We start from the raw sequence: 25,055 nt of genomic DNA, 5'->3' as shown, positions 1-25,055 counted from the left end.
GGATCAGGCCCGGGCCTCGCCGACATCCGGTCCGCTGGCCGCATCGAGCTTGCCGGCCAGCAGGGTGGCGAACCGCTCGCGGGCCTCGGGCTCATCCAGCGGTTCGGGCGTGTGGACGATGCGCGCCATGGCGGCCTCGGCCCGTTTCGCAGACTGGCCTTTGAGCTTGCCCACGCCCTCGGCGACCTGCCGCATCTCGACCAGATCGCCGTTGCAGTGAAGGACCACGTCGCAACCGGCCTTCAGGGAACCTTCGGCCCGTTCGCCCAGCGTGCCCGACAGGGCCTTCATCGACAGGTCGTCGGTCATGATCAGGCCGCCGAAGCCCAGATGATCGCGCATCAGCCGGATCGCCTTCTTCGAGGTCGTCGCGGGCCGCTTCGGATCGATCGCGTCGAACACCACATGGGCGGTCATGGCCAGCGGCATGTCGGACAGCGCCTTGAACGGGACGAAATCCCAACCATCCAGCGTTTCCAGATCGGCGTGGACCACGGGCAGGTCGTGGTGGCTGTCGGCGAAGGCGCGGCCGTGGCCGGGCATGTGCTTGATCACGGGCAGGACGCCGCCGGCCAGAAATCCTTCCGCCGCCGCCCGGCCCATCCGCGCCACCGTGGCCGGGTCATGGGCCCAGGCCCGGTCGCCGATGATGTCGTGGGCGCCCGGCACCGGCACGTCCAGCACCGGGGCGCAGTCGACGTTGACCCCGACGGCCCGCAGGTCGTGCGCGATCAGCCGCGCGCCCAGCCGGGCGAGTTCGCGCGCCATCAGCGGATCGCTGACGGCCTTGAGATAGGCCTCGCCCGGCGGATATTTTCGCCAGTGTGGCGGGCCCATTCGCTGCACCCGACCGCCCTCCTGATCGATCAGTATGGGGCAGCCCGGGTCGCCGATGCAGTCCCGGAGCTCGTCGGTCAGCGCCCGCATCTGCTCGGGGCTGTCCACGTTTCGCCGGAACAGGATGAAGCCCCACGGCCGCGCCTCCGCGAAGAAGGCCTTCTCCGCCTCGGTCAGCCGATGGCCGCTGCAGCCGTAGATCGCGGCGGAGGTCACCGTCCGATCAACGCACGAAACAATCGCCGCCGCCGGCCTTGATCGCATTGCACAGGCCCGTGGCCTGTTCGCGGCTGAGGCCCGTGACCGTAGTGCGATAGACCGTCGAGCCGTTGGACGCCGTCACCTCCTGCACCCGCTTGTCGGCGCCGCCGGTGAACTGCGGGTAGCGGCCCACGACGGCGGCGAACTCGCGGTCGGCGAGGCTGGGGGTCGAGAAGGCGCCGATCTGGACGCCCGAGGTTCCGCCGACGGCGGGCGGGGGGGCCGGGTCGGCCTTCGGAGCCGGCACGACAGCGGGGCCGCCGCGCGTCGGCGCGACCGGGGCGGGTCTCGGCGTCGGACCGACCTGCGCGGGCGCGGGCCGGGGCTGTACCGCTTCGGGCGGCGGGGTGAAGGTTGGGGCGGCCGTCGGGGCCTCGGCGCCGGAATAGACGTCGATGCCGGCTTCCGGGTCGATCGGCTGGGCGTCCAGCGGAGCCTCGGCCTTCATTTCGCCGACCGGCGTGCCGACGGCGGGCGGGGCGTCGCTCGAGGAGCGCGGACCGGCGCGATAATAGACCACCACGGCGATGATCAGCAGGACCAGCACGACGCCCGAGATGATCAGGGTCATCGGCGGCGCCTTGGCTCCGCCGCCCCCGCCGCCGCCGCGGCGCGGATCGTAGCCGCCCCGGTTGAATGGCAGATCGTCGTCGGTGGGCGGCGTATAGGCGCCGCGATCATGGCCGGGATCGCGGCCCGGGTTCGGACGATAGGGATCTTCGTGGGACATGACCGCGCCTTCCAGCCGGGTCGCGCGAATCGGCGCGCCCGAACCTCATCCTACCTGCCCCCGCCCGGCTTTCGAATCACAGATCGAGAGCCAGGTCGAGGCTGAACAGTTTCTTGTGTTCCTCGATGGCGTAGCGGTCGGTCATGCCAGCGATGTAGTCGCACACCGCCCGCGCCCGTTTCGCCCGATCCTCGACCCCGGCCTTGCCTGACCATTCCGGGGGCAGGGTCGCGGGTTCCGCCATGAACAGCTGGAACATCTCGGCCAGCAGACGCCGGGCCTGGCTGCGGGTGCGGTTGACGCGATAGTGGCGGTACATCCGCTCGAACAGGAACTGTCGCAGCACGCCCAGGTCGGCCAGCATGGCGGGCGAGAAGGCCACCAGCATCCGGTCAGCGGTCCGCACGTCCTCGGACGAGCGGATGTTCGCCGCCTCGATGCGGCGTTCGGTTTCCGCCAGCACGTCCTCTACCATCACTCCGATCATGCGGCGGACGGCCTCGATGCGGATCATTCGTTCGTCGATGTCCGGCCAGGCCTTGCGCACCCCGTGCAGCACCGGCCCGATCAGCGGCACCTGAGCCAGATCGTCGAGTGTGAAGAGCCCCGCCTGCACCCCGTCATCGACGTCGTGATTGTTGTAGGCGATGTCGTCGGCGATGGCGGCGGCCTGGGCCTCCAGCGAGGCGAAGGTCCCCAGCCGCAGGTCCCAGCCGGGGGCATAGTCGGCGATGGCCCTCCACGCCGGCTCGTCGAGACGGTGCGACACCGGCCCGTTGTGCTTGACCACGCCCTCGACGGTTTCCCAGCTGAGGTTCAGCCCCTCGAACTGGGGATAGCGATGCTCCAGCCGGGTCACGACGCGGAAGGTCTGGACGTTGTGGTCGAACCCGCCCCACGGCTCCATCTGGGCCTGCAGCTCGTCCTCGCCGGCGTGTCCGAAAGGCGGATGACCCAGGTCGTGGGCCAGGGCCACCGTTTCGGCCAGATCGGTGTCCAGCCGCAGGGCGTGGGCCAGCGACCGCGCGATCTGCGCCACCTCCAGGCTGTGGGTCAGGCGGGTGCGGTAGTGATCGCCCTCATGCGCCACGAAGACCTGGGTCTTCTCCTTCAGGCGGCGGAAGGCGGTGGCGTGGATGATCCGGTCGCGGTCGCGGGCATAGGCGTTGCGCGTGCGGCTGATCGGCTCGGGCGTCAGCCGACCTCGGCTGTGCTCGGGGTATTCGGCGTAAGGCGCGCGCTCGGGGATCAACGTCGGCTGCTCATTCGGCTGCGGGCCTTTGCGATTGGCCACCCGCGCCTCATATAGGCCCCTGTGAGCACCGTCCAATCCGTCCCCGCCTTCCAGATATCGCCGTCCGCCGGCGGACATGGCCTGACGCTGTCGGAAACCGCCGCCCGACGGCTGGAGACGCTGGGCCGAAACGAGGGACATCCGGTGATGCTGCGCGTCGCCGTGGATGGCGGCGGCTGCTCTGGCTTCCAGTACCGCTTCGAACTGGTCGAGGCCGCCGGGGCCGACGACATCCGCATCGAAGCCGGGGGTCAGGCGGCGCTGGTCGACGCCGTGTCCCTGCCCTTCCTCAAAGGTTCGGAGATCGCCTTCGTCGACGATCTGGCCGGGGCGCAGTTCGTGGTGCGCAATCCGAACGCCGCCTCCAGCTGCGGCTGCGGCGTCAGCTTCTCGATCTAGCCCAGCGTCTCCTGGAACCGCACCGGCCGCCCGTGGGCCGCGCCGATCAGTTCGCCGTCCTTCATCACCACGCGGCCGCGGACGATAGTGGCCTTGGCCTGACCAGTCGCCTCGAAGCCGTCGAAGGGCGTCCAGCCGCAGCGGCTGGCCATGTCGGCGTGGGCGATGACGTGTTTCGCCTTCAGATCGACGATCGTCAGATCGGCGTCGTAGCCCTCGGCCATCCGGCCCTTGCCGGCGATGCCGAAGACGCGGTTGGCGCCGTGGGAGGTCAGGTCGATGAAGCGGTAGAGCGACAGCCGGCCGTTGGCCACATGGGTCAGCATGACCGGCACGAGGGTCTGCACCCCGGGCATGCCCGAGGGCGACGCCGGATAGGGCCGGGCCTTCTCCTCGATGGTGTGCGGCGCGTGGTCCGAGCCCAGCACGTCGAACACGCCCTGCTCGATCCCGCCCCACAGGCCCGCGATGTGCGGCGCGTTGCGGATCGGGGGGTTCATCTGGGCGTAGCCCTTGAGCCGGGCATAGGCCTCGTCGCCATCCAGGGTCAGATGCTGGGGCGTCACCTCGGCGGTGGCGACGTCCTTGTGGTCGGCCAGGAAGCGCACCTCTTCAGCGGTCGAGACGTGCAGCACATGGATTCGGGCGCCGACCTCGCGCGCCAGGCCGACCAGCCGCCGCGTCGAGCGGATCGCGCTTTCGGCGTCGCGCACCTCGGGGTGGCTTGTCCAGTCGCCGGTGCGTGCCAGCGGCCGGCGTTCGACCAGCCGGTATTCGTCCTCGGAATGGAAGGTGGCGCGGCGCTTCACGTGCCGCAGCACCTCGCGGACCCCGTCGTCGTCGGCGACCAGAAGCGTGCCGGTCGAGGCGCCCATGAACACCTTGACCCCGCAGCAGCCGGGCAGACGCTCCAGCTCGGCCAGGTGCTTCGCATTCTCGTGGGTGCCGCCAATGTAGAAGGCGTGGTCGGTCCACATGCGGTCGCGGGCGCGGGCCAGCTTGTCGGCGAGCGTATCCGGGTCGGTGGTGTTGGGCTCGGTATTCGGCATCTCGAACACGGTGGTGACGCCGCCCAGGGCGGCGGCGCGGCTGCCAGTCTCGAGATCTTCCTTCCATTCCAGCCCCGGCTCGCGGAAATGGACCTGGGTGTCGATGACGCCGGGCAGGACGGTCAGGCCGGTCGCGTCCATGACCTCGCCCGCCGACGCCTGCGACAGGTCGCCGACGAAGACGATGCGGCCATCTTTCACGCCGACATCGGCCATGCCGCGCCCGGCGTGGTTGGCCACCTCGCCGCCGCGGACGATCAGGTCATAGGTCTGGGTCATGGGCGTCCCTTAAACCCGCGCGGCGCGCCGATCTAGCCGGAGACGCGTTCGGCCAGCAGCTTCGTCGCCGCGCGCAGCACCCGGTCAGCCGGCAGGTCGTTCATGTGCAGGATGGCCTGGTTCAGGTTGGGGTCGATCTTGCGGAACTCGTCCACGGTGCGAGGACCACGCACGGCGACCCCGCGCCACGGTCCCCGCTCGGCGTCGTCCGAGGGCCCGAAAGCCGCCACCGTCGGAACACCCGCCGCCACGGCGAGCTGGGTCCACAACGAGTCCGCGCCCAGATACAGCGTCGCCCGCCGCAGCGCCGCCGCCGTCTGCAGCGGCGTCAGCTTCCCCTGCAGCTCGATGACCCGCTCACGCTTGACCGCGAACCGCACCGTATGCGCCGCGTCGCGGTCGCCCTCGTCGCCGACGATCATCAGCCGACCGCCCGCCAGCGCGCCGCCGTCAGCCAGCAGCGCCGTCGCCACCTTGGCGAACCGCTCGGGCGGCCATTGCTTGCCCATCCAGTCCGCCCCCGGGGCCACGGCCAGGATCGGTCCGTCCGCCGACAGGATCAGCGCATCCGCCGCCGCCGTCGTCGCGTCGGACAGGAACAGCCGGGGCGCCGGAATATCGTCCAGTTGCAGCACCCGCGCCGCCAGCTCGACCGCGTGCACCCCCGCCTCGCCCTCGCCGCGCACGGCCCGCTTCTGGCGTTTCAGTTTGCCGGACAGGGCCGAGCCGCGCATGTCGACCACCAGCCCCCAGTTCACCGCCCGCACCTGGTTCCACAGCGCCAGCCATTCCAGCCGGCCCTCGCGCTCCAGCACGAGGGTCCGGTCCAGCCGCGGCGTGTCGGCGAACAGGGGGGCGCTGGCGGGAGATCCGACCACGGTGAAGGAGGCCGTCGGCATGGCCTCGACCAGATACGCCAGCACCCCGGACGACAGGACCGCGTCCTCGGGATCCGCCTCGGCGATGTACAGAATAGGGAACCGGCTCGCCATCGATCGACCGTATACGGATTCTCTCGCCGCATCAGGCATGTCTCAGGTGTGGTCCACAGGCTCGACCGGCCCTATCTAGGGGTCATGGTCCCTCGCATCGCCCGCCTCGACAGCCGCGCCCTGATCCGCGTCACCGGGCCCGACGCCCGCCCCTTTCTGCACAATCTGCTGACCCAGGACGTCGAAACCCTGGCGCCGGGACACCTGCGGTTCGGGGGCCTGCTGTCGCCTCCGGGTCGGTTGCTGTTCGACCTGTTCCTGCTGGGCCTCGAGGACGGCGTTCTGCTGGACGTCGCCGCCGACCGCCGCGAGGCCCTGCTGCAGCGACTGGCGATGTACCGACTGCGGGCCCAGGTTGGGGTCGAGGCAGATGCCGGCGGGGTTTTCGCCGCATGGGATGGCGAGGTGGACGGCTTCATCCCCGACCCGCGCACGCCCGCGCTCGGCGGGCGGCGCCTTGGCGACGGGGTCGAGACGAACGCCACGGAGGATGACTGGCAGGCCCACCGTCTCGCGGTCGGCGTTCCCGATCCGGCCGCCGACACCCTGTCGGACAAGACGTATCCGATCGAGGCTGATTTCGACCTGCTGAACGGCATCGACTTCCAGAAAGGCTGTTTCGTCGGTCAGGAAACGACGTCCCGCATGAAGCGACGCGGCGTCATCAAGAACCGTATGCTGCCGGTCGCCTTCGACGGCCCGGCGCTCCCCTTCGGCGCCGAGGTGCTGAACGGTGATCTGCGGGCGGGCGAAGTCCTGAGCGGACGGGACGGAGCGGCCATGGCTCTGATGCGTCTGGACCGGATCGACGGCGACCTGACCGTCGACGGTCGCGCGGTCACGGTCAGACGACCCGACTGGTCAGGGCTCCAGGACGAAAAACGCGCCCGAAGCGGACTTCGGGCGCGTCTCATGACCGATTGAACGGACTATTCGGTCTTGGCGGCTGCGTCGGCGGCGGCTTCGGTCTTGCGCGCGGCCGTACCGGCGGCGGCGTCGATGTTGGCGGCGGCTTCGTTGGTGGCGGCGGCGGCGTTGTCAGCCGCGGCCTCGGCGTTGACGGCGGTGTCGTCAGCGGCCGAGGCGACCGTGGCGCCGGCCGAGTCGGCGGTGGTGGCGGCGTTCTCTTCGGTTTGCTGCGAGCAGGCCGTCACGGCCAGGGCGGCCGCGGCGGCGGCGATCAGGGCGATACGCATGGATAGTCTCCTTGAAGGGGAATTCTGGTTTGTTGGACCTTCACCCGGACTTGTCCAGTCCCTGTCGCCACCCTTTGACGCCGCGCCGGGGGACAACCATCATCCCCTTGCTGAAATCGGGACCCGCCCATGCCGCTGATCGACCTGAGCCACACCATCGAGGACGGCATGATCACCTACAAGGGTCTGCCCGCCCCGCTGATCTGCGACCACATGAGCCGTGAGGCCTCGCGCGCCAACTACGAGGCCGGGACCGAATTCCAGATCGGCCGCATCGAGATGGTCGGCAACACCGGCACCTATCTGGACACGCCGTTCCACCGCTACGCCGACGGCGAGGATCTCGGCGACGTCGGCCTGGACCGCGTCGCCGCCCTGCCCGGCCTCGTCGTCCGCGTCCCTGATATTCAGGCCGTCGAAGCCGATCGTTTCGCGGGTCTCGATGTGCGCGGCAAGGCCGTGTTGGTCCACACCGGCTGGGCCCGCCACTGGCGCACCGACTCATATTTCGAGAACCACCCCTTCCTGACCGGGGCCGCCGCGGCGCTGCTGGTCGAGGCGGGCGCGGCCCTGGTCGGTATCGACTCCCACAATATCGATGACATCCGCACCCGCGCGCGACCGGTCCACACCCTGCTGCTCGGCGCCGGCATTCCGATCTGCGAGCATATGCGCGGGCTGGAGCTGCTGCCCGACGCCGGCTTCCGTTTCACCGCCGCGCCTCCGAAGGTGAAGGCGTTCGGGACGTTTCCGGTAAGGGCGTTCGCGGAGGTGGGGTGACCCGGCCGCGTATTACTCGGGCGCGACCGGCGGAGCGATCTCGACCGGCTCGACGGCCGGTTCCGGCATGGGGCCCTTGAGCTCCGTCCAGGCCACCCCGCCGGCAGCCGCGGTTCGCCCCCGCTCGAACAGGTCGGACATTGAGGCGGGGTCGAAGTCGAGGCTGGACGCCTCGGTCCCTTCGGGAATCGCCGCGACATGCAGGGTCAGACCATTGCGTTCGGCGAAGGCCAGATTGACCGCCAGGCCGGTGCGAAGGTTCGCCTTGGTCATGGTGTCATAGGATCGGGCCAGAATGGCGGGCAGGGTCCCGCGCGTGATCACCTCCGTGCGGCCGATCTGGCCGTTGATCAGGACATAGAGGGCGGTTCCGTCCGGCGCCCGCGTCGGCGTGGTCACCGTCAGCATGCCCTCCGGGATGCCCAGGAAGGGTGTGATCACGCCGCCATCGACATGCATTTCCTCGACCAGCCGTCCCTGGCCGTCGACGCCCGGGATCATGACCGGCGGGAACACCCCGGGGATGCTGGCCGAGGCCAGCAGAACCGCGCGGAAAAGCTCCACGGCCTGGTCCCCGCCCTGCTTCGCCAGCACGCCCATGTCCCAGATCACCGTCTCCTGCGCATCCAGATTGGTCGTCACGATCAGCAGCCGCCGGCCCTTGTCGTGCTCGATCGCGATCTGGCGCAGCAGGTCCGGGGTCACATAGGCCTCGACCAGATCCTTCAGAACGCCCGAGTCAAACAGGCCCGGGGCGGCCAGGGCGGCGAAGCTGCGCCAGCCCAGCAGGCCGCCGGTGCGGCCCTCGGCATAGGCGCCGTGCAGTTCGTCGTCCCATTCGGGACCTAGGAAGGCGAAGGGCGCCGCCAGTGCTCCGGTGCTGACGCCGGTGACCACGCTGAACTCGGGCCGTGTTCCGCTCTCGGTCCAGCCGACCAGCACCCCGGCCCCATAGGCTCCATTGGCGCCGCCGCCGGACAGGGCGAGGATGGAGCGCCCTTCGGAGGCGGCCCACAGCCGGGCGCCGATCTGTTCCGCCAGGGCTTCGACCTGGGCGACGTCGCCGGCCCGAATGCGGGGGTCCTCGGTCGGCCGCCATGACTGCGTGGTCAGCCGGATGACGCCATCGTCCGGCCGGTCGATGGTGCCGCACCCCGCCAGCCACAGCGACGCCAGCACGGCAGCGACGCTTGCTGCGGATTTACGTCTCATGGAGGGATCGTCCGGTGGAGGTCGGGTGTATGATAACATGGATCGACGCAGCCCGCGCCTTCACGCGGCCGGTGCAGGCGCTACCCTGACCCCATGTCCGACTCACTCCACCGCTGCGCCTGGTGCGGAACTGATCCGCTGTACGTCGCCTACCATGACGAGGAGTGGGGCGTGCCCGAGTATGACGCCCGGGCCCTGTGGGAAAAGCTGGTGCTGGACGGATTCCAGGCCGGGCTGGCGTGGATCACCATCCTGAGGAAGCGCGAGGGGATGCGCCACGCCTTCGACGGCTTCGACCCGGAGAAGATTGCGTCCTACGGCGAGGCGGATATCGAGCGGCTACTGGACGACGCCCGCATCATCCGCTCGCGGGCCAAGATCAACAGCGCCATCAAGGGCGCGCGGATCTGGCTGGAGATGCGCGACAGCGGGGAGGACTTCAGCGAATGGCTGTGGTCGTTCGTCGGCGGCGCGCCGATCCAGAACTGTTGGCCGGACAGCGGCGCCCGGCCGGTCGCCACCGCCGAATCCGAGGCCATGGCGAAGGCGCTGAAGAAGCGCGGTTTCACCTTCTGCGGCCCCGTGATCGTCTACGCCTTCATGCAGGCTGTGGGCATGGTCAATGATCACGGCGTCGAATGCTTCCGTCACCGGCAGGTTCATGCGAGGACCGGACGGTGAAGACTCCGTCGAAAACCTCCGCAAGGGCAAAGCCCAAGGCAGCGCGCGTGTTTCCGACGCTCGGTCTTGAAGTTCTTCTGATACAGTCCAGCGGCGGGCCAGTTTGCGGCGTCGACGAGGCGGGACGCGGGCCCTGGGCCGGACCAGTGTCGGCGGGCGCGGTGATCCTGAACCCCGACGACCTGCCCGAGGGCATCGACGACTCCAAGGCCCTGACCCACGCGCGGCGCGAAATGCTGGAGATCGAGATCAAGGCCCGGGCAGTCGCTTGGGGCGTTGGCTTCGCCTCGGTCGAGGAGATCGCCGAGCTGAACATCCTGCACGCCACCGGCCTGGCCATGTGCCGTGCGATCGAGGCGCTGGCCGTCGCGCCTGTCGCGGCCCTGGTGGACGGCAACTATCGCTTCAAACTGCCCTGCGACGTGCAGACAGTGGTGGGCGGGGACGGCCTGTCGCTGTCGATCGCGGCGGCCTCGATCCTGGCCAAGACGGCGCGGGACCGGCTGATGGTCGAACTGGATGTGGAATACCCGGGCTACGGCTTCGCCGGCCACAAGGGCTACAATGCGCCGGTGCATCAGGAAGCGTTGAAGACGCTGGGCCCCTGCCCCGCCCATCGACGCAGCTGGGCGCCGATCCGGGCGTTGCTCGATCAATAAATCCGCTCATCCCGGCGAAAGCCGGGACCCAGTGCTTTCGTGAGGCAAGCTGCGTGGGATCAGCAACCGCGCGAAACGGTTGGCGCTGATCGCCCAAAGAACTGGGTCCCGGCTTTCGCCGGGATGAGCGGAATCAAACTTGCAAAGCCCCGCCCAGCAGGGCGCCCATCAGCGCGGCGACGGCCCCGCCGACAACGATGGTGAACCAGGCCGGCAGGCCCTCGGCCATTTCCTTCAGGCTCGGCTCGGCGTGGTGAGCGCCATATCCGTCATTGGCCGGGCGCGCGTCGACCCGCCGGGCGACAGGCGGACGCCAGGCCACGGTTTCGAACGCGTCCGCGGTGCGGCCATAGGCGTTGTGGGCGTACCGACGGCGGGCGGAGGTCATCGACAGCTGTTCCATGTCGCCCTAACGGCCAGGGAATCCGTGAGGTTCCCTGCGCTCGCCTTCATGCCGCATCGGCCAGGCTGACAGGGCGTTCGCTGACCACGAACAGGTATTCGACGTTGCGCAGCCGACCGACCGCTCCGACCTTCTCGCCCTTCGGATTGTGGATGCCGATGCGGGCGCCGACGTAGCGCGGCCGGGCGATCTCGATCACCTGCACCTCGCCCCGGCCCGACAGCATGCCGACCAGCTGATCTCGACCCAGATAGCCCTCGTCATTGAACGAGACGATCAGGTTCGGCGCCTTCAGCCCCTCGATCACCGCCTGCAGCGCGGGGGCGATGCCGGGCTTGCTGTTGAAGGCGCTCTTGCGGGTGCGGACGTCGATCCGCTTGTTGGCGATGCCATAGGTCTCGGGCTTGTCCCACAGGACCAGACTCTCCCAGCAGTGGTAGTTGCCGAGATAGGAATGCTGGTTGTAGGGCGGGTCCAGATAGACCAGATCGGCCTCGACCTGCGGGGCCAGTTCGACGGCGTCGGCGTGGGTGGCCTTGCACGGCCCGGCCGCGACGCCGGGCAGGATGTCGGGCATCCGCAGTTCCAGCGGCTTCAACGCCCGAGCCGCCCACTGTTTCATATAGGCCATCTGCAGGCCCGCCGTGGAATCCACCCGGTCGGCGGCCTCCATCAGGCTGACCAGGGCGATGGCCTCCAGCTCGGGCTCCAGCCCCATGGCCGCGATCCGGTCGCGCATGGCGTCGATGACGGCGCCGTTCGCCGGCGTGAAATAGCGGGCGTCCTCGCAGAAGGCCCTGGTGAACCAGCCCGCTTCCGGCGTGACCGTCCGCAGTTCGGCCAGCACGGCCTCCGCCTTTGCAAGCCAGCGCTCGCGATCGGCCTGGACATAGGCGGTGCCGAGGGTGTGGGCATAGGCGTTGTGGTCGTTCGACCAGACCTGGAACCCCTCGCGCTTCAGGGCGTGGCCCACGCGGGCGCTGCCGGAGAACAGGTCGCATACGGCGCCGCCGTCAGGCAGGCCGGCGCGGACCGCGGTCGCGATCTGCGTCAGCAAAGCCCGCTTCGACCCGATGTATTTGATCATGCCGATCCTTGAGGATCAGGCGCGCGACTTGCCGCCCTTGGCCGGAGCATGGGCCAGTCGGAGCAGATTCGCAGCCCCCGGCGCCCCGAAGGGCGTTCCGGCCAGGATCAGGATACGCTGGCCCGGCTGGGCCATGTCGTATTCGACCGCGCTGTTGACCGCGTCCTCGGTCACGTCCTCCAGAGAGGTCGGCTCCTTGCCCAGTCGGGTCTCCAGACCCCAGACCAGCGCCAGCCGCCGCGCCGTGTCCGGATTGGGCGTCAGGGCCAGCACCGGCTGCAGCGGCCGCTCGCGCGCCATCCGCCGCGCCGTCCCGCCCAGGGTGGTGAAGACCACGATACAGGCCGTCGACTGGGCCTCGGCCGCCTTGCGCGCGGCCGCCACCAGGGCGTCGGCGTCGAAATCGTCCATGCCGGCGTGTTCGGCGTCCATCAGACTGGGCCACATCGGGTCCTTCTCGACCCGCTCGATGATCCGGCTCATCACCCCGACCGATTCCAGCGGATAGTCGCCCGAGGCCGTCTCGGCCGACAGCATCAGGGCGTCGGCGCCCTCATAGGCGGCGTTGGCCACGTCCGAGGCCTCGGCCCGCGTCGGCGCCGGGGACGAGGTCATCGACTCCAGCATCTGGGTGGCCACGATCACCGGCACGCCGCGCTGGCGAGCCGCGCGGATGATCATCTTCTGGGCCACCGGCACCTCTTCGGGTTCCAGTTCCACGCCCAGGTCGCCGCGCGCGACCATGACCCCGTCGCAGTAGTCGAGGATGCTCTCCAGCTCGAGCAGCGCCTGCGGCTTCTCGATCTTGGCCAGACAGGCGGCGCGGCCCTTCACGATCTGCTTCAGCTCGGCCATGTCCTCGGCCTTCTGGACGAAGCTCAGCGCCACCCAGTCGACACCGATGCGCAGGGCGAAGGCCAGGTCCTCACGGTCCTTGGGCGTCAGGGCCGAGACCGGCACCACCGCCTCGGGCACGGCCACGCCCTTGCGGTCCGACAGTTTCGAGCCGCTCTCGACCGTGACGTCGGCCCAGTCGTCGGCCCGCTCATTGACGCGCAATCGCACCCGCCCGTCGTCGAGCAACAGCAGCATGCCGGTGCGCAGGGCCTTGAAGATCTCCGGATGCGGCATCTGCACCCGCGTCGCGTCCCCCGGCGTGGGATCGAGGTCGAACCGCATCCTGTGGCCCGGCTTGACGTCGATCTCGACGTCCTTGAAACGGCCCAGCCGCAGCTTGGGCCCCTGCAGGTCGGCCAGCACGCCCAGGGGCCGCTTCAGCGCCAGCTCGGCCCCGCGCACGGCCTTCAGCGCCGCCGCGTGATCCTCATGCGAGCCGTGGCTGAAATTCAGGCGGAAGACGTCGACCCCGGCCTGGGCCAGGGCCTTGACCATGCCGGGCGCCCGGCTGGCGGGTCCCAGGGTCGCGACGATGCGGGCGCGCCGGGCTCTTTTCATCGAATATCCATAGGGCCTGAGGGGCGATTGCGTCTTGTGCCCATGAAAGCGCGCCGGGTTAAGGGCGGTTCTTTGCGAGAAACACGAAGTTATGCCGATTCCGCATAACCGGGGCGGTCGCGTACAGTCGTGTTTCGCGCTACCTCACGCGCAGCAACGGAGCGGACCATGGCGGGCCTGAAGGACAAGCGCGGCTTCATCGACAGGGACCGGCTGGACATGTCCGAGCGTCAGGCCGTCGAACACTGGATGAAGCGCTGGGGCGTGACCCGCGACCAGCTGGCCGCCGCCCATCGCAAGGCGGGTCGCATGATCAAGGATATCGCCGCGGAACTGGGCAAGAAGCGCTGAGGTTGGTGCGAGCGGCGGGGGTCGAACCCGCATGACCGAAGTCGAGGGATTTTAAGTCCCTTGCGTCTACCAGTTTCGCCACGCTCGCGGCCTGCGGCGTGATCTAGCAGCGCCCGCCGGCTACGGCCATGCGGGGCGTGCTCAGTAGCTCGCCGCCGAGAACGACAGGGCCGCGCCCAGTCCGACCACCCACAGGATGCAGATCAGCAGCGCCAGGGCCGAGGTGATCAGACCGCCGACGGCCATCCCCTTGTCCACCGGATTGGCCAGGGCGAGGAAGCCCATGATCAACCCGGCCGGGGCGAGAAGCCACGAGATGAACCCGATCAGGGGGATCCACGACAGAACCAGGGCGATGATGCCGACGACCAGCGACGCGATCGCCAGTCCGTTGCTCTGCGGCTGCAGCGGATACGGACCGCCCTGATAGTCGTCGCTCATGATTCCCCCATCGGTTCGAGCCGGATTCGCCTCAACGTGGCACGCCGGGGAGGACCGTCAAGCGGGAAACCGGTCAGTGAGCCGCCGCGGCCGCCGGCCGCATCGCCCGGAAGTCCACGTCCGAATCCGCGATCAGCCAAACCAGGGCCGCCCAGGCGGCGACGTTCTGGCTCATCTGTTCCGGATCGATCTTGTCGATCGTGTCATCGGCCGTGTGGTGCAGGTCGAAATAGCGGGTTCCGTCCTGGTTCAGACCGAACACCGGCACGCCGGCCTCGGCCAGAGGCCCGATGTCGGCCCCGCCGTGCAGTTCCGGCTGCGGCGACGGCAGGACGCCGATCGGATACAGCACCCGGGCCGCGGCCCGGGAGAAATCGCTGGTCTGCGCACCGGGCGGCAGGCCAAGGGCGTAGACGCGGTCGGCGCCGAAATCGCTTTCGCCGGCGATGATATGCGTCTCCACCGCCGATCCGATGCCGCGCAGATAGGCCCCGCCGCCATTGCCGGTGTCGGTCGGCTGGGCCACCTCTTCGGAGCCGTACAGGACCACGCGGATCGTCCGCGCCGGACGCCGGCCGCTTTCGGCGATGGCCTTGGCCGCAGCCAGCGTGATGGCCCCGCCCGCACCGTCGTCGATGGCGCCGGTGCCCAGGTCCCAGCTGTCCATGTGCGAGCCCAGCACGATGACCTCGTCCGGACGCGACCGTCCGGGGACGTCGCCGATGACGTTCTGACTGACCGTCTCATAGGTCCGGGCGGTCGAGGACAGGCGCAGCCGGACCGTCTGACGCATGGCGATCAGGCGCGACAGCTGGCTGGCGTCAGGTGCGCTGAGCGCGAAGCCCGGCAACGGCACGCGGCCTTCGACATATCGCGTCGTGCCGGTGTGCGGCATCCGGTGCTCGTCCGATCCGACCGAGCGCATGATGAAGGCGACCGCGCCCTTGGCGGCGGCGGCCCCCGGGCCCGCGCCCCGGATGCGCGTCAGCGGGCCATAGCCCGAGCCGTCCTGCATCCGCACCATCTGGCCGGCGTCGACGTAGGCGATCTTGCCCGCCAGCGATCCGGCCGGGGCGGCGTTCAGCGCCTCGAGACTGTCGAAACGCACGACCTCCGCCTCGATCACCCCATTGGTGCCCGGCGAATGGCCCAGGGCGGCGACGGCCAGACGCTGCGGATGGTCGCCGACGATCGAGGCGCTCTCCTCGCCGCGCTCCCAGCCGACCAGGGGGAACTGTTCGATGCGCACGTTCTGGAAGCCCTGCGCCCGCATATAGTCCGCGGCCCAGGCCGAGGCGTCCTGCTCGGACTTCGATCCCGCCGGCCGCGCCCCGAACCGGGTCGTCAGCTGGGTCACATAGTCGAGGGCGATGTTCTCGTTGAGCGCCGCGTCCCGGATCGTTTCCGCCCGCTGGATGGTCGCGGCGTCCTGGGCGAAGGCGGGCGTGGCGAGGGTCAGCGCGAGCGCGCTGGCGGCGAGAAGGCGGACGGACAGACGCATGACGGCTCCGGGACTCAAACGAGGGAGCCGGAACCTGGACCGCGCGATGGAAACGGACAAGCCGGCCTGACCAGAGTTTTCACACTGCTGCCATAAGGCGAGGCCGAGACGGCAACCTCGGGGCTGCAAGGCCGTCAGTTAAGAGGCTACTCGCCCTTGATGTACGGCTCGACCGGGCCCTGCAGCTTGACGGTCAGGGCCTTGCCGCGGCGGTCGACGCGGTTGCCGACGGCCAGACGGACCCAGCCTTCCGAGACGCAGTATTCCTCGACATTGGTCTTGTCCTCGCCCTTGAAGCGGACGCCGATCCCCTTCTGCAGCAGTTCGCCGTCGTGGAAGGGGCTGTCGGGATCGACGGACAGGCGGTCGGGAAGGGCGGCGTCGGTCATGAGGATCGCTCGGAAGGCGGAACAGGGTGGCGACGGCCTTTAGCCGACGGCGCGAGCCGTGTCCAAGACCCCTTGACCTGACCCCGCGTCAATCGATTAGGTTCGTTGCGAATAACTACGGACTCGACATGAGCGACCTCGTCATCCGCGACTTCACCGCCCCGGCCGCCGACGGCTATCCGTTGTCGATGCGTCTGGTTTCCGCGGCCGAGCCGACCGTCGCCGTCATGGTCAGTTCGGGGACGGGCTTTCCCAAGGGATTCTACGACCGGTTCGCCCGGCGCCTGGCCGGCCGGGGCGCGGCGGTCCTGACCTATGACTTTCGCGGCATCGCCGGATCGCGGCCCGACGATCTCGCCGCCATGGACATGGACTATCCGGACTGGGGCCGGCTCGACATGCCCGCCGCCCTGGAGGCGTTGGCCGACGCCGCGCCCGGCCTGCCCATCGTCCACGTCGGCCACAGCGTCGGCGGCCATTTCCTCGGCTTCATGCCCAACCAGCACCGCATCGCGCGCCACGCCTTCGTCTCGGTCGGCAGCGGCTACTGGGGTCGCCACCATCGATCCTACAACCCGCTGGAGCTGTTCTTCTGGCTGGTCTACGGCCCGTGGAGCCTGATGCGGCGCGGTTATATCAAGGGCGGCGGGCTGTGGGCCGGGACGGATCTGCCGCGCGGCGTCTACACAACATGGCGGCGCTGGTGCCTGAAGGCGCCGTATTTCCGCGACGAGCTGAAGGACCGGCTGCAGCCGCACCATTTCGAGGCCGTGGCCGCCCCGATCCGCTCATGGATCTTCACCGATGACCCGATCGCGACGCCGGTCACCGCCCCCATTCTTCTGGCCGTCTATCCGAACGCTTCCGGCGAGGTCGTCGTCCGCCGGCCGTCCGACTACGGCGCGCCCCGCATCGGCCACGAAGGCGCCTTCCGGAAGGGGATGGAGCGCCTGTGGGACGAGATGTTCGACTGGCTGGTTGAACCCGACGCCACGCGACCTAGTTAGACGACGTCCCCCGCCCGCTTCCGGGCCCGGAGCCTTCCATGACCGACCAGCCCGTGATCACCGTCGACGGCCACGCCATTCCCCTGCTGGGCTTCGGCACCTGGAACCTGACGCCCGAGGTGGCCCGGACCATGGTCGCCGAGGCCCTGCGCATCGGCTATCGTCACATCGACACGGCCTGGATCTATCACAATGAGGCGGCGGTCGGAGACGGCATCCGCGACGCCATCGAGGCCGGCCATGTCGCCCGCGACGACATCTGGCTGACCACCAAGATCTGGGTGGCGCATTTCGACCGCGAGGGGCTGCTGAAACAGGCCCGCGAATCCGCCGCCAGCCTCGGCTTCACGCCCGACCTGCTGCTGCTGCACTGGCCGAAGCGGGAGCCGTCCTTCGCCGAGACCCTCGGCGCCCTGAACGAGGCGCAGGACCAGGGCCTGACCCGGACCATCGGCCTGTCCAACTTCCCCTCGGCCGAGTTCCGCGAAGCCCAGGCGCTTTCGAAGGCCAGACTGGTCACCAACCAGGTCGAATATCATCCCTACCTGAAGCTCTCGAAGCTCAAGGCCGCCGCGAAGGAACTGGGCTCCTCGATCACCGCCTGGTCGCCGCTGGCCCAGGGGAAGATCGCCGACGACCCGACCCTGATCGAAATCGGCAAGGCGCATGGCAAGTCGCCCGGCCAGGTCACCCTGCGCTGGCTGATCCAGCAGAACGTCATCGCCATCCCCCGCACCTCCAGGGTCAGCCGGGCCGAAGAGAGTTTCGACATCTTCGACTTCCAGCTGTCGGAGGAAGAGGTGGATCGCATCCACGCCCTCGCCCGTCCCGACGGCCGTCTGGGCGACTGGATTGATCCCGCCTTCAAATGGGATGAAGAATGGGCCTGACGCGCCGCGATCAGACGGCGCGCGGACAGGGAGCGACCAGATGGGTTCGGTGCTGGGTTTCCCCGGCGTCGATCCGCTCGACGCGGCGGTCGGCGCGAGGCTGAAGCGGTGGCGCGAGGACCGCGGCCTGTCCATCGAGGACGTCGCCGCCCTGATTCACATCCCCGCCGAGGAGGCCCGCCGCGCCGAGGCTGGCCGCGCCCATCTGACCACCGCCCAGATCGGCGCCGCCACCAACGCCCTGCACCTGCCTCTGTGGGCCCTGGTGTCGGATACGCGGGCCTACTGACCCGGTCAGCGTAACCTGCGTGACAGCGAAGCCGCCGCGCTCTAGGCATTTCTTCACCCGCTCATCCCGGCGAAAGCCGGGACCCAGTGCTTTGGGCGTTCCGGCGCCGCCGAGAGGCAACGATCCTGACCCAGGACACCGTGCCTCACCAAAGATCTGGGTCCCGGCTTTCGCCGGGATGAGCGGAGACTGATCAGTCTGGACGCTCCATGGCCTACAAATCCCTGCGCGACTTCATGGCCATGCTCGAGGCCGAGGGCGAACTGGTTCGCGTCTCCGAGCCCGTCTCCACCCATCTGGAGATGACCGAGATCCAGACCCGGCTGCTGCGCAACGGCGGCCCGGCGGTGCTGTTCGAAAAGCCGGTCATGCCCGACGGCTCGGTCAGCCCCATCCCCTGCCTCGCCAATCTGTTCGGCACGGTGAAGCGCGTCGCCATGGGCGTAACCATGGAGAAGAAGACCCGCACCACCGCCGCCGAGCTGCGCGAGGTCGGCGAGCTGCTGGCCTTCCTGCGCAACCCGACCCCGCCGCGCGGCCTCGGCGACGCCGTGGAGATGCTGCCGCTGATGCAGACCGTCATGTCGATGCGGCCCAAGGTGGTGAAGACGGCCCCGGTCCAGCAGGTGGTGCTCAAGGGGGACCAGATCGACCTGACCTCGCTGCCGGTGCAGGGCTGCTGGCCGGGCGAGCCTGCGCCGCTGATCACCTGGGGTCTGGTCGTCACCAAGGGGCCGTCCGACGACCGCGAGGACGACTTCAACCTCGGCATCTACCGCATGCAGGTGCTGGGCAAGGACAAGGCCATCATGCGCTGGCTGGCCCACCGCGGCGGAGCCCAGCACTACGCCCGGCACAGGAAGGCGGGAAAGAAGGGCCCCCTGCCCTGCGCCGTCGTGCTCGGCGCCGACCCGGGCACCATCCTCGCCGCCGTCACGCCTGTCCCTGACACCCTGTCTGAATACCAGTTCGCCGGCCTGCTGCGCGGCGCCAAGGCCGAGCTGGTCCCGTGCAAGACCGTGCCCCTGATGGTCCCCGCCAACGCCGAGATCGTGCTGGAAGGCCACGTCCTGTTCGACGAGCATGCGCCGGAAGGCCCCTACGGCGACCACACCGGCTATTACAACTCGGTCGAGACCTTCCCCGTCTTCCACGTCACGGCCATCACCATGCGCCGCGACCCCATCTACCTGACCACCTTCACCGGCCGCCCGCCCGACGAGCCCTCGGTGCTCGGCGAGGCGCTGAACGAGGTCTTCATCCCCCTGCTGCGCCAGCAGTTCCCCGAGATCACCGACTTCTGGCTGCCGCCCGAGGGCTGCAGCTACCGCATCGCCGTGGTGTCGATGAAGAAGGCCTACCCCGGCCACGCCAAGCGGGTGATGCTCGGCGTCTGGAGCTATCTGCGCCAGTTCATGTACACCAAATGGGTCATCGTCGTGGATGACGATATCGACGCGCGCGACTGGAAACAGGTCATGTGGGCCATCTCGACCAAGATGGACCCGGCGCGCGACATCACCGTCATCGAGAACACCCCGATCGACTACCTCGACTTCGCCAGTCCGGAGAGCGGCCTGGGCTCCAAGATCGGCCTCGACGCCACCGACAAATGGCCCCCCGAGACGAAGCGCGAATGGGGCGAGGAGATCCGCATGGACGAGGCGGTCGTGTCGCGTGTGTCCGAGATCTGGGACACGCTCGGATTGCCCGGAGATGGAACCCCGATCTGGAAGTGATGCGCCAAAGCTACGGTGGTCCCGGCGCCCGCCCGATTGTGACCACAAAACGCTTTCCAGATGACGAAACCGTAATCTACCGTCAGGGTTCGGCTTGTCTCCCATGGAACCGTTCCCGATGAAATCCGCTCTCGTCCTCGCCGCCGTCCTCGTCATGGCCATGCCCGTCGTTTCGGTCCCGACCGTCGTGGACGCCCAGGTGCTCACTGGCCGCGGCCGCGCCACGCCGACCCGCCGGGCCCGTCCGGCTCCGCCGCGCCTGAGCGAGGCCGAAGAGAACCAGCTGTGGGACGCCCAGAGCGAGATCGACACCATCGACGAACAGATCGCCGAGGTTCGGGCCGCGGGCGAAACCCAGGGCAGCCTGACCACCGATCAGCAGGCGTACCTCGACGCGCAGTCCACGCGGCGCACCGAGCTCCAGGCCATCGTCACCCGGCTCGAGGCCAAGAAGAACCGCTGATAGCGGCGCCTTACTCCCGATAGAGCGCCGCCAGACGCAGGGCGGCGTCGCGCATCTCCGACCGCAGCGCCGCCGGCGCCAGCACCTCGGCTTCGGCGCCCAGCCGCTGGAAATCCATGGCGGCGTGTTCGACCGACTCGATCGGCACCGTCACGTCCGCCATGCCGTCCCCGGCCGTCGCGTCAGCCTGGGCGGCGATCCGCGCCTGTTCCACGCCCAGCCGCGCCAGCCGGTGGCGGCCTTCCTGTGACAGCCGCAGGGTCGCCGAACCGGTGAATATCTCGGCCTCGAACCGGCGCGAGGCCTCTGCCCACCAGGCGGTCAGGTCGAACGCGGCGGGCCGCTCGAACGTCACCTCTCCGACGGTCAGTTCCAGGATGTTCGAGACGCGATAGGTGCGCGGCTCACGTGATCGCCCCTCGGCCGGCCGGGCCGCCAGATACCAGAGCCCGGCCTTGAGAATCAGGCCCAGAGGCTCCAGTTCGCGCGTCACCTCGCCCTTCCAGCTTTCATAGCGCACGGCGATGCGCCGGCTGGTCCAGACGGCCTGGGCGATGGCGGGCAGGCGTTCGGCCTCGTCCGGGTTCTGATACCAGCCGACCGGATCGAGGTGGAACCGCCCCGCCAGCCGCTCGGCCGCCGCCTGGCGTTCGGGCGGAAGAGCGGCCAGCAGCTTCAGCTGCATCGTCGTCACCGCGCCGGAAAAGCCCATCTGCGCCGCCGGGCCCGACAGGCCGCCGAGGAACAGCGTCTCGGCCTCGGCGTCGGTCAGGCCGGTCAGCCGGGTGCGATAGCCGTCCATCAGCTGGAATCCGCCCGACCGGCCCCGGTCGGCATAGACCGGCGCCCCCGCGGCGCTTAGCTGGTCGATGTCGCGGTAGATGGTGCGCACCGACACCTCGAACTCCGCCGCGAGGGTCTCGGCCGTCATCCGCCCCCGGGTCTGAAGCAGCAACAGGATGGAAAGAAGTCGGCTGGCGCGCATTTTTCGATCCTCGCCGATAAATCCTGACAGCAGGTGTCAGCTTAGGCGTCGTATTCGTCTCGCATCGCCGCTTTGAGAAGGAAACCCGCCATGTCCGCCGATCCCGTCGACGCCCTGCCCGAAATCCACGACTTCGACTTCCTGTTCGGCCGCTGGACGGTCATCCACCGGCGGCTGAAGGCGCGCGGCGTCGGCGGTCAGGACTGGGATACATTCCCCGCCACAGCGTACTGCGAGCCGCGCCTCGGCGGCCTGGTCAATGTCGACGAGATCGACTGCCCGGCCCGCGGCTGGACCGGCATGTCCCTGCGCACTCTCGATGTCGGGACGCGCGAGTGGTCGGTCTACTGGATCAACAGCCTGAACGGTCAGCTCCAGCCGCCGGTCCGCGGCCGCTTCAACGCGGACGGCTGCGCGCTGGAAGGCCCTGACAGCGACGGCGACCGGCGCATCATCGCCCGCTACGTCTGGTCCGACATCACTGGCGACAGCGCCCGCTGGACGCAGGCCTTCTCCTATGACGACGGCGCGACCTGGGAAACGAACTGGGTCATGGACTTCACCCGGGCCGCCGCATGACCGATCGCCCCCATCGCCGAGCCGTCGTCCGGGGCGCGGCCGCCGTCGGCACGCTTTTCCCCGCCTGGCGTCCCGCAATCGCCCGCCCCCTGGAGAACCCCGACATGATCGTCAGCCCCGTGGTGGAGTTGCGCCAGTACACCCTGCATCCGGGTCAGCGCGATGTGTTGAACGATCTGTTCGAGCGCGAATTCATCGAGACCCAGGAGGCCGTCGGCGCCACCGTCATCGGCCAGTTCCGGGACCTGGATGCGCCCGACCGCTATGTCTGGCTGCGCGGCTTTCCCGACATGGAGGCGCGCAAGGCCGCGCTGGAGGCCTTCTATTTCGGCCCGGTCTGGCAGGCCCATCGCAACGCGGCCAACGCTACCCTGATCGATTCCGACAACGTGCTGCTGCTGCGGCCACTCGACGCCGGTTCGGGCTTCACCCCGGGCGAGCGCGCGCCGGTCGGGGCCTCGGGGCCGGGTCGGGGCGTCGTGGTCGTCGGCGTCCATGCCCTGAACGGACCTGACGATCTCCTGCCGGAGCGATTCAGGCATGAGGCGGCCCCGGACTTGCGCGACGCTGGCGCGGCCTCGGTCGCCGTGCTGGTCACCGAAGCCAGCCCCAACAGCTTCCCGCGCCTGCCGGTGCGCGAGGGCGAACGGGTGCTGGTCTGGTTCGCCACCTTCGCCGACCCGGCGGCGGCCGATGCGGCGCGCGGCGTCTTCGCCGACCAGTCGATCCAGCGCCTGCGCCTCGAACCCACGGCCCGGTCGCGCCTGCATGGGTGAGCTCCGTGGACTTGCCTCGCGCGCCCGGACGGCGGATGAGGGGGGCCATGCGCTCCACCCTGATCCTCGCCGCCGTCGCGGCCCTCGTGTCGAGTCCCGCCATGTCCCAGTCCGCGTCCCCGCCCGTCCCCAACGCCGCGCCGTGGGACCAGCCCTTCCTGCCACCGGCCCCCCAATGGGACGGCGCCAGCCGCGGCCTGCTGCGTGGAGCCTCGGACCCCTGGGTCACGGCCTTCGAGACCGATCCGGCCCACGACTTCAGCCCGACCTATGCCGACACCCGCGCCTGGTTCGACCGGCTGGACGCGGCCTCTGATCTGATCCGCATCGAACAGTTCGGCGTCTCGCCCGAGGGGCGGCCGATCTACGCCGTGATCGCCACGAAGGACGGCGCGGCCTTCGATCCGGGCAAGCCCGTGCTGCTGGCCCAGGCCGGCATTCACCCCGGCGAGATCGACGGCAAGGACGCGGGCATGATGCTGCTCCGCGACATCGCCTTCAACGGCAAGGCCGAGCTGCTGGACCGGGTCAATCTGATCCTCATCCCCATCCTGTCCGTCGATGGCCACGAGCGCGCCTCGGCCTACAGCCGCCCCAACCAGCGGGGTCCCCGCATCCAGGGCTGGCGCAACACGGCGACGAACCAGAATCTGAATCGCGACTATCTGAAACTGGACCAGCCCGAGATGCGGGCGGTGCGCGGCCTGATCCTGAAGTACAGGCCCGACCTCTACGTCGACATCCACGTCACCGACGGCATGGATTACCAGTACGACGTCACCTACGGCTTCAACGGCGAGAACGGCGCGTATTCGCGCTCGCCCGCCACCTCCCGGTGGCTCAACGACGTCTTCAAGCCGGCGATCAATGCGGGGCTTGAGGCCCAGGGCCATATCCCGGGCGAACTGGTCTTCGGCGTCGATGACGCCAATCCGCGCGCGGGCCTGTCGGATGGCGGGCTGGGCGAACGGTTCTCGAACGGTTGGGGGACCGCGGCCCACGTGCCGACCATCCTGATCGAGAACCACAGCCTGAAGCCCTATGAGCAGCGGGTTCTGGGAACCTATGTCTTCCTGGAGGACGCCATGCGCCTGCTGGCGCGCGACGGTCGCGGCCTGCGCGCCGCCATCGCCGCCGACAGCGCCCTGCGTCCCGCCGCCATTCCGGCGAACTTCCAGGCCGAGACCACCCCGGCCTACACGCGCAGCTTCAAGGGCATCCGCTACGAGACGTACGACAGCCCCGCCTCGGGCCGCCGTGAAATCCGCTGGCTGGGACAGGCCGACCCCGAGCCCTGGGCCCTGCCCTTCTTCGGTTCGAAGCCGACCCTGACCCTGACGCGGCCCGAGGCCTACTGGGTGCCGTCGTACCGGTCGGACATCATCGAACGCCTGCGCATACACGGCGTCCGCATGGAAACGCTGGACGCGCCCCGCACCGTGTCGGTCGAGATGCTCAGCCTCGACGACCCCAGGGTCGCCGCCCGCCACAACGAGGGCCATGTGCCGGTCACCGTCACCGCCGTGACGCCGCGCCGCCGCGACTGGACCTTCCCCACCGGCTCGGTGCGCGTGCCGACCGACCAGCCTCTGGGCGACATCGTCGTCCTGCTGCTGGAGCCGCAATCCAGCGAGAGCTTCTTCGCCTGGGGCATGTTCCCCGAGGTGCTCAGCCGGGTTGAATATATCGAGGGCTACGCCATCGCCCCGCTGGCCGAGGCCATGATGGCCGCCGACGCCGCCCTGAAGGCCGCCTTCGAGGCGAAGCTGGCGGCTGAACCGGAATTCGCCGCCAATGGCGATGCGCGTTTGCAGTGGTTCTATGAACGAACACCGTTCCATGATGATCGCTACCGGCTCTATCCGGTCGGGCGGGAGAACTAGATCATGGCGCCGGCCGGAATGACCGCGATCCAGTCCGCCGCTCTCTGGAGCGGTTTGCTGATCCTTCTCCTGGTCATCCTGTCTGTCCGCGTGGTCCTGGCGCGCCGGACGCACCGGGTGCTGCTGGGCGACGGCGGCGTCTCCCAGGTCACCGTGGCGGCCCGTGTGTTTGGAAACGCGGCGGAATATGTTCCCGTGGGCGTCGGCGCACTGGCCCTGCTGGCCATGTTGGGCATGCCAGCCTTGGCGGTGCACGCCGTCGGAGGCGTCCTGCTCGCGGGGCGTTTGATACACGCCGTCGGCCTGAGCGACAGAAAACCGACGGTCGGCCGGATCGCGGGCATGGCCCTGACCTATTTCGCCCTGATAACCGCTGGCGTGATGCTGGTGGTGCACGCCTTCGTCTGAACTTGAACAGCGCAGTTGCGGCGGCGCCTCTGCCCGGCCA

The 25,055-nt window shown here is 69.1% G+C and carries 29 protein-coding genes and 1 tRNA gene; 15 read left to right on the top strand and 15 right to left on the bottom strand.

Going from position 1 to position 25,055, the window contains the following annotated elements; genetic code table 11:
• Positions 1-3: 3 nt before the first annotated feature.
• The 3 genes from nagZ to PSV23_RS07355 all read right to left on the bottom strand — a co-directional run bounded on the left by nagZ (position 4) and on the right by PSV23_RS07355 (position 3,122).
• Complete coding sequence (gene nagZ, locus PSV23_RS07365) at positions 4-1,053, bottom strand: beta-N-acetylhexosaminidase (protein WP_300467418.1); 1,050 nt, start codon at positions 1,051-1,053, stop codon at positions 4-6.
• Positions 1,054-1,060: 7 nt separating this feature from the next.
• Positions 1,061-1,828, bottom strand: coding sequence for an SPOR domain-containing protein (locus PSV23_RS07360; RefSeq protein ID WP_300467416.1), 768 nt, complete (start codon positions 1,826-1,828; stop codon positions 1,061-1,063).
• A 76-nt stretch (positions 1,829-1,904) separates the two neighbouring features.
• Positions 1,905-3,122 (bottom strand): deoxyguanosinetriphosphate triphosphohydrolase, encoded by a 1,218-nt coding sequence (locus PSV23_RS07355; RefSeq protein WP_300467414.1) that lies wholly within the window; start codon positions 3,120-3,122, stop codon positions 1,905-1,907.
• Between the two features lie 21 nt (positions 3,123-3,143).
• Here PSV23_RS07355 and PSV23_RS07350 point away from each other — a divergent pair, with 21 nt between their 5' ends.
• On the top strand, positions 3,144-3,521 hold the full coding sequence (locus PSV23_RS07350; protein ID WP_300467412.1) for an iron-sulfur cluster assembly accessory protein: 378 nt from the start codon (positions 3,144-3,146) through the stop codon (positions 3,519-3,521).
• Here PSV23_RS07350 and PSV23_RS07345 read toward each other — a convergent pair.
• Both PSV23_RS07345 and PSV23_RS07340 read right to left on the bottom strand, forming a co-directional pair.
• Entirely contained in the window at positions 3,518-4,849 is a 1,332-nt protein-coding gene (locus PSV23_RS07345) for a dihydroorotase (protein ID WP_300467410.1), read from the bottom strand. The two genes, PSV23_RS07350 and PSV23_RS07345, sit on opposite strands and share 4 nt — an antisense overlap.
• Positions 4,850-4,881: 32 nt before the next feature.
• Positions 4,882-5,841, bottom strand: a complete 960-nt coding sequence (locus PSV23_RS07340; protein WP_300467408.1) for a glycosyltransferase family 9 protein — start codon at positions 5,839-5,841, stop codon at positions 4,882-4,884.
• Between the two features lie 84 nt (positions 5,842-5,925).
• Between PSV23_RS07340 and PSV23_RS07335 the strand changes: the two genes are divergently transcribed.
• Positions 5,926-6,765 carry a folate-binding protein gene (locus PSV23_RS07335; RefSeq protein ID WP_300467406.1) on the top strand — a complete coding sequence of 280 codons (840 nt, stop codon included), beginning with the start codon at positions 5,926-5,928 and terminating at the stop codon, positions 6,763-6,765.
• Positions 6,766-6,770: 5 nt separating this feature from the next.
• Here PSV23_RS07335 and PSV23_RS07330 read toward each other — a convergent pair whose 3' ends face one another.
• Entirely contained in the window at positions 6,771-7,037 is a 267-nt protein-coding gene (locus PSV23_RS07330) for a hypothetical protein (RefSeq protein ID WP_300467404.1), read from the bottom strand.
• Between the two features lie 129 nt (positions 7,038-7,166).
• Here PSV23_RS07330 and PSV23_RS07325 point away from each other — a divergent pair, with 129 nt between their 5' ends.
• Positions 7,167-7,817, top strand: a complete 651-nt coding sequence (locus PSV23_RS07325) for a cyclase family protein (RefSeq protein ID WP_300467402.1) — start codon at positions 7,167-7,169, stop codon at positions 7,815-7,817.
• Between the two features lie 12 nt (positions 7,818-7,829).
• Here the strand turns inward: PSV23_RS07325 and PSV23_RS07320 are convergent, their stop codons facing one another.
• Positions 7,830-9,029 carry a patatin-like phospholipase family protein gene (locus tag PSV23_RS07320; protein ID WP_300467400.1) on the bottom strand — a complete coding sequence of 400 codons (1,200 nt, stop codon included), beginning with the start codon at positions 9,027-9,029 and terminating at the stop codon, positions 7,830-7,832.
• Positions 9,030-9,122: 93 nt separating this feature from the next.
• Between PSV23_RS07320 and PSV23_RS07315 the strand changes: the two genes are divergently transcribed.
• Positions 9,123-9,710, top strand: a complete 588-nt coding sequence (locus tag PSV23_RS07315) for a DNA-3-methyladenine glycosylase I (RefSeq protein WP_300467398.1) — start codon at positions 9,123-9,125, stop codon at positions 9,708-9,710.
• Complete coding sequence (locus PSV23_RS07310) at positions 9,707-10,369, top strand: ribonuclease HII (protein ID WP_370461013.1); 663 nt, start codon at positions 9,707-9,709, stop codon at positions 10,367-10,369. The genes PSV23_RS07315 and PSV23_RS07310 overlap by 4 nt, the downstream gene beginning before the upstream one ends.
• 133 nt (positions 10,370-10,502) lie before the next feature.
• Here PSV23_RS07310 and PSV23_RS07305 read toward each other — a convergent pair whose 3' ends face one another.
• From PSV23_RS07305 to pyk, 3 genes are all read right to left on the bottom strand, one after another.
• Positions 10,503-10,757: a hypothetical protein gene (locus tag PSV23_RS07305; RefSeq protein WP_300467393.1), complete on the bottom strand. Its 255-nt coding sequence runs from the start codon at positions 10,755-10,757 to the stop codon at positions 10,503-10,505.
• A 61-nt stretch (positions 10,758-10,818) separates the two neighbouring features.
• Complete coding sequence (locus PSV23_RS07300) at positions 10,819-11,859, bottom strand: DNA adenine methylase (protein WP_300467391.1); 1,041 nt, start codon at positions 11,857-11,859, stop codon at positions 10,819-10,821.
• A 15-nt stretch (positions 11,860-11,874) separates the two neighbouring features.
• The gene (gene pyk, locus PSV23_RS07295; protein ID WP_300467389.1) at positions 11,875-13,314 is read right to left on the bottom strand and encodes a pyruvate kinase; all 1,440 of its coding nucleotides are present in this window, start codon (positions 13,312-13,314) and stop codon (positions 11,875-11,877) included.
• A 168-nt stretch (positions 13,315-13,482) separates the two neighbouring features.
• On the opposite strand from pyk, the gene PSV23_RS07290 reads away from it, so the two are divergent.
• Complete coding sequence (locus PSV23_RS07290) at positions 13,483-13,665, top strand: DUF3606 domain-containing protein (RefSeq protein ID WP_300467388.1); 183 nt, start codon at positions 13,483-13,485, stop codon at positions 13,663-13,665.
• 3 nt (positions 13,666-13,668) lie between these two features.
• Here PSV23_RS07290 and PSV23_RS07285 read toward each other — a convergent pair.
• From PSV23_RS07285 to PSV23_RS07270, 4 genes are all read right to left on the bottom strand, one after another.
• Positions 13,669-13,753: transfer RNA gene (locus tag PSV23_RS07285), tRNA-Leu, on the bottom strand.
• Positions 13,754-13,806: 53 nt separating this feature from the next.
• On the bottom strand, positions 13,807-14,106 hold the full coding sequence (locus tag PSV23_RS07280) for a hypothetical protein (protein ID WP_300467386.1): 300 nt from the start codon (positions 14,104-14,106) through the stop codon (positions 13,807-13,809).
• A gap of 73 nt (positions 14,107-14,179) precedes the next feature.
• Positions 14,180-15,607 carry a M20/M25/M40 family metallo-hydrolase gene (locus tag PSV23_RS07275; protein ID WP_300467384.1) on the bottom strand — a complete coding sequence of 476 codons (1,428 nt, stop codon included), beginning with the start codon at positions 15,605-15,607 and terminating at the stop codon, positions 14,180-14,182.
• A gap of 146 nt (positions 15,608-15,753) precedes the next feature.
• Positions 15,754-15,996 (bottom strand): DUF3297 family protein, encoded by a 243-nt coding sequence (locus tag PSV23_RS07270; RefSeq protein ID WP_055828666.1) that lies wholly within the window; start codon positions 15,994-15,996, stop codon positions 15,754-15,756.
• Positions 15,997-16,124: 128 nt separating this feature from the next.
• Here PSV23_RS07270 and PSV23_RS07265 point away from each other — a divergent pair, with 128 nt between their 5' ends.
• The 5 genes from PSV23_RS07265 to PSV23_RS07245 all read left to right on the top strand — a co-directional run bounded on the left by PSV23_RS07265 (position 16,125) and on the right by PSV23_RS07245 (position 20,384).
• On the top strand, positions 16,125-17,003 hold the full coding sequence (locus PSV23_RS07265; RefSeq protein WP_300467380.1) for a serine aminopeptidase domain-containing protein: 879 nt from the start codon (positions 16,125-16,127) through the stop codon (positions 17,001-17,003).
• A gap of 38 nt (positions 17,004-17,041) precedes the next feature.
• Positions 17,042-17,893, top strand: a complete 852-nt coding sequence (locus PSV23_RS07260; RefSeq protein ID WP_300467378.1) for an aldo/keto reductase — start codon at positions 17,042-17,044, stop codon at positions 17,891-17,893.
• Between the two features lie 40 nt (positions 17,894-17,933).
• Positions 17,934-18,182, top strand: coding sequence for a helix-turn-helix transcriptional regulator (locus PSV23_RS07255; RefSeq protein ID WP_300467376.1), 249 nt, complete (start codon positions 17,934-17,936; stop codon positions 18,180-18,182).
• Positions 18,183-18,391: 209 nt separating this feature from the next.
• Positions 18,392-19,921 (top strand): UbiD family decarboxylase, encoded by a 1,530-nt coding sequence (locus PSV23_RS07250; RefSeq protein ID WP_300467374.1) that lies wholly within the window; start codon positions 18,392-18,394, stop codon positions 19,919-19,921.
• A gap of 118 nt (positions 19,922-20,039) precedes the next feature.
• Positions 20,040-20,384: a hypothetical protein gene (locus PSV23_RS07245; protein WP_300467372.1), complete on the top strand. Its 345-nt coding sequence runs from the start codon at positions 20,040-20,042 to the stop codon at positions 20,382-20,384.
• 10 nt (positions 20,385-20,394) lie between these two features.
• Here PSV23_RS07245 and PSV23_RS07240 read toward each other — a convergent pair whose 3' ends face one another.
• On the bottom strand, positions 20,395-21,369 hold the full coding sequence (locus tag PSV23_RS07240) for a YafY family protein (RefSeq protein ID WP_300467370.1): 975 nt from the start codon (positions 21,367-21,369) through the stop codon (positions 20,395-20,397).
• Positions 21,370-21,459: 90 nt separating this feature from the next.
• Between PSV23_RS07240 and PSV23_RS07235 the strand changes: the two genes are divergently transcribed.
• The 4 genes from PSV23_RS07235 to PSV23_RS07220 are packed head-to-tail and all read left to right on the top strand — an operon-like array spanning position 21,460 to position 25,015.
• The gene (locus PSV23_RS07235) at positions 21,460-21,948 is read left to right on the top strand and encodes a DUF1579 domain-containing protein (RefSeq protein ID WP_300467368.1); all 489 of its coding nucleotides are present in this window, start codon (positions 21,460-21,462) and stop codon (positions 21,946-21,948) included.
• Positions 21,945-22,724 (top strand): NIPSNAP family protein, encoded by a 780-nt coding sequence (locus PSV23_RS07230; protein ID WP_300467366.1) that lies wholly within the window; start codon positions 21,945-21,947, stop codon positions 22,722-22,724. Before PSV23_RS07235 ends, PSV23_RS07230 begins: the two co-directional genes overlap by 4 nt.
• A 47-nt stretch (positions 22,725-22,771) precedes the next feature.
• A complete protein-coding gene (locus tag PSV23_RS07225) occupies positions 22,772-24,607 on the top strand; it encodes a M14 family metallopeptidase (protein ID WP_300467364.1) in 1,836 nt (611 codons plus the stop codon).
• A 3-nt stretch (positions 24,608-24,610) separates the two neighbouring features.
• Positions 24,611-25,015, top strand: coding sequence for an MAPEG family protein (locus PSV23_RS07220; protein ID WP_300467362.1), 405 nt, complete (start codon positions 24,611-24,613; stop codon positions 25,013-25,015).
• The last annotated feature ends 40 nt before the right edge of the window (positions 25,016-25,055 follow it).

The organism is Brevundimonas sp. (assembly GCF_029946145.1).
Lineage (GTDB): Bacteria > Pseudomonadota > Alphaproteobacteria > Caulobacterales > Caulobacteraceae > Brevundimonas.
The sequence above is the reverse complement of the archived record's forward strand: the minus strand, read 5'-3'. Positions and strand labels throughout refer to the sequence as shown.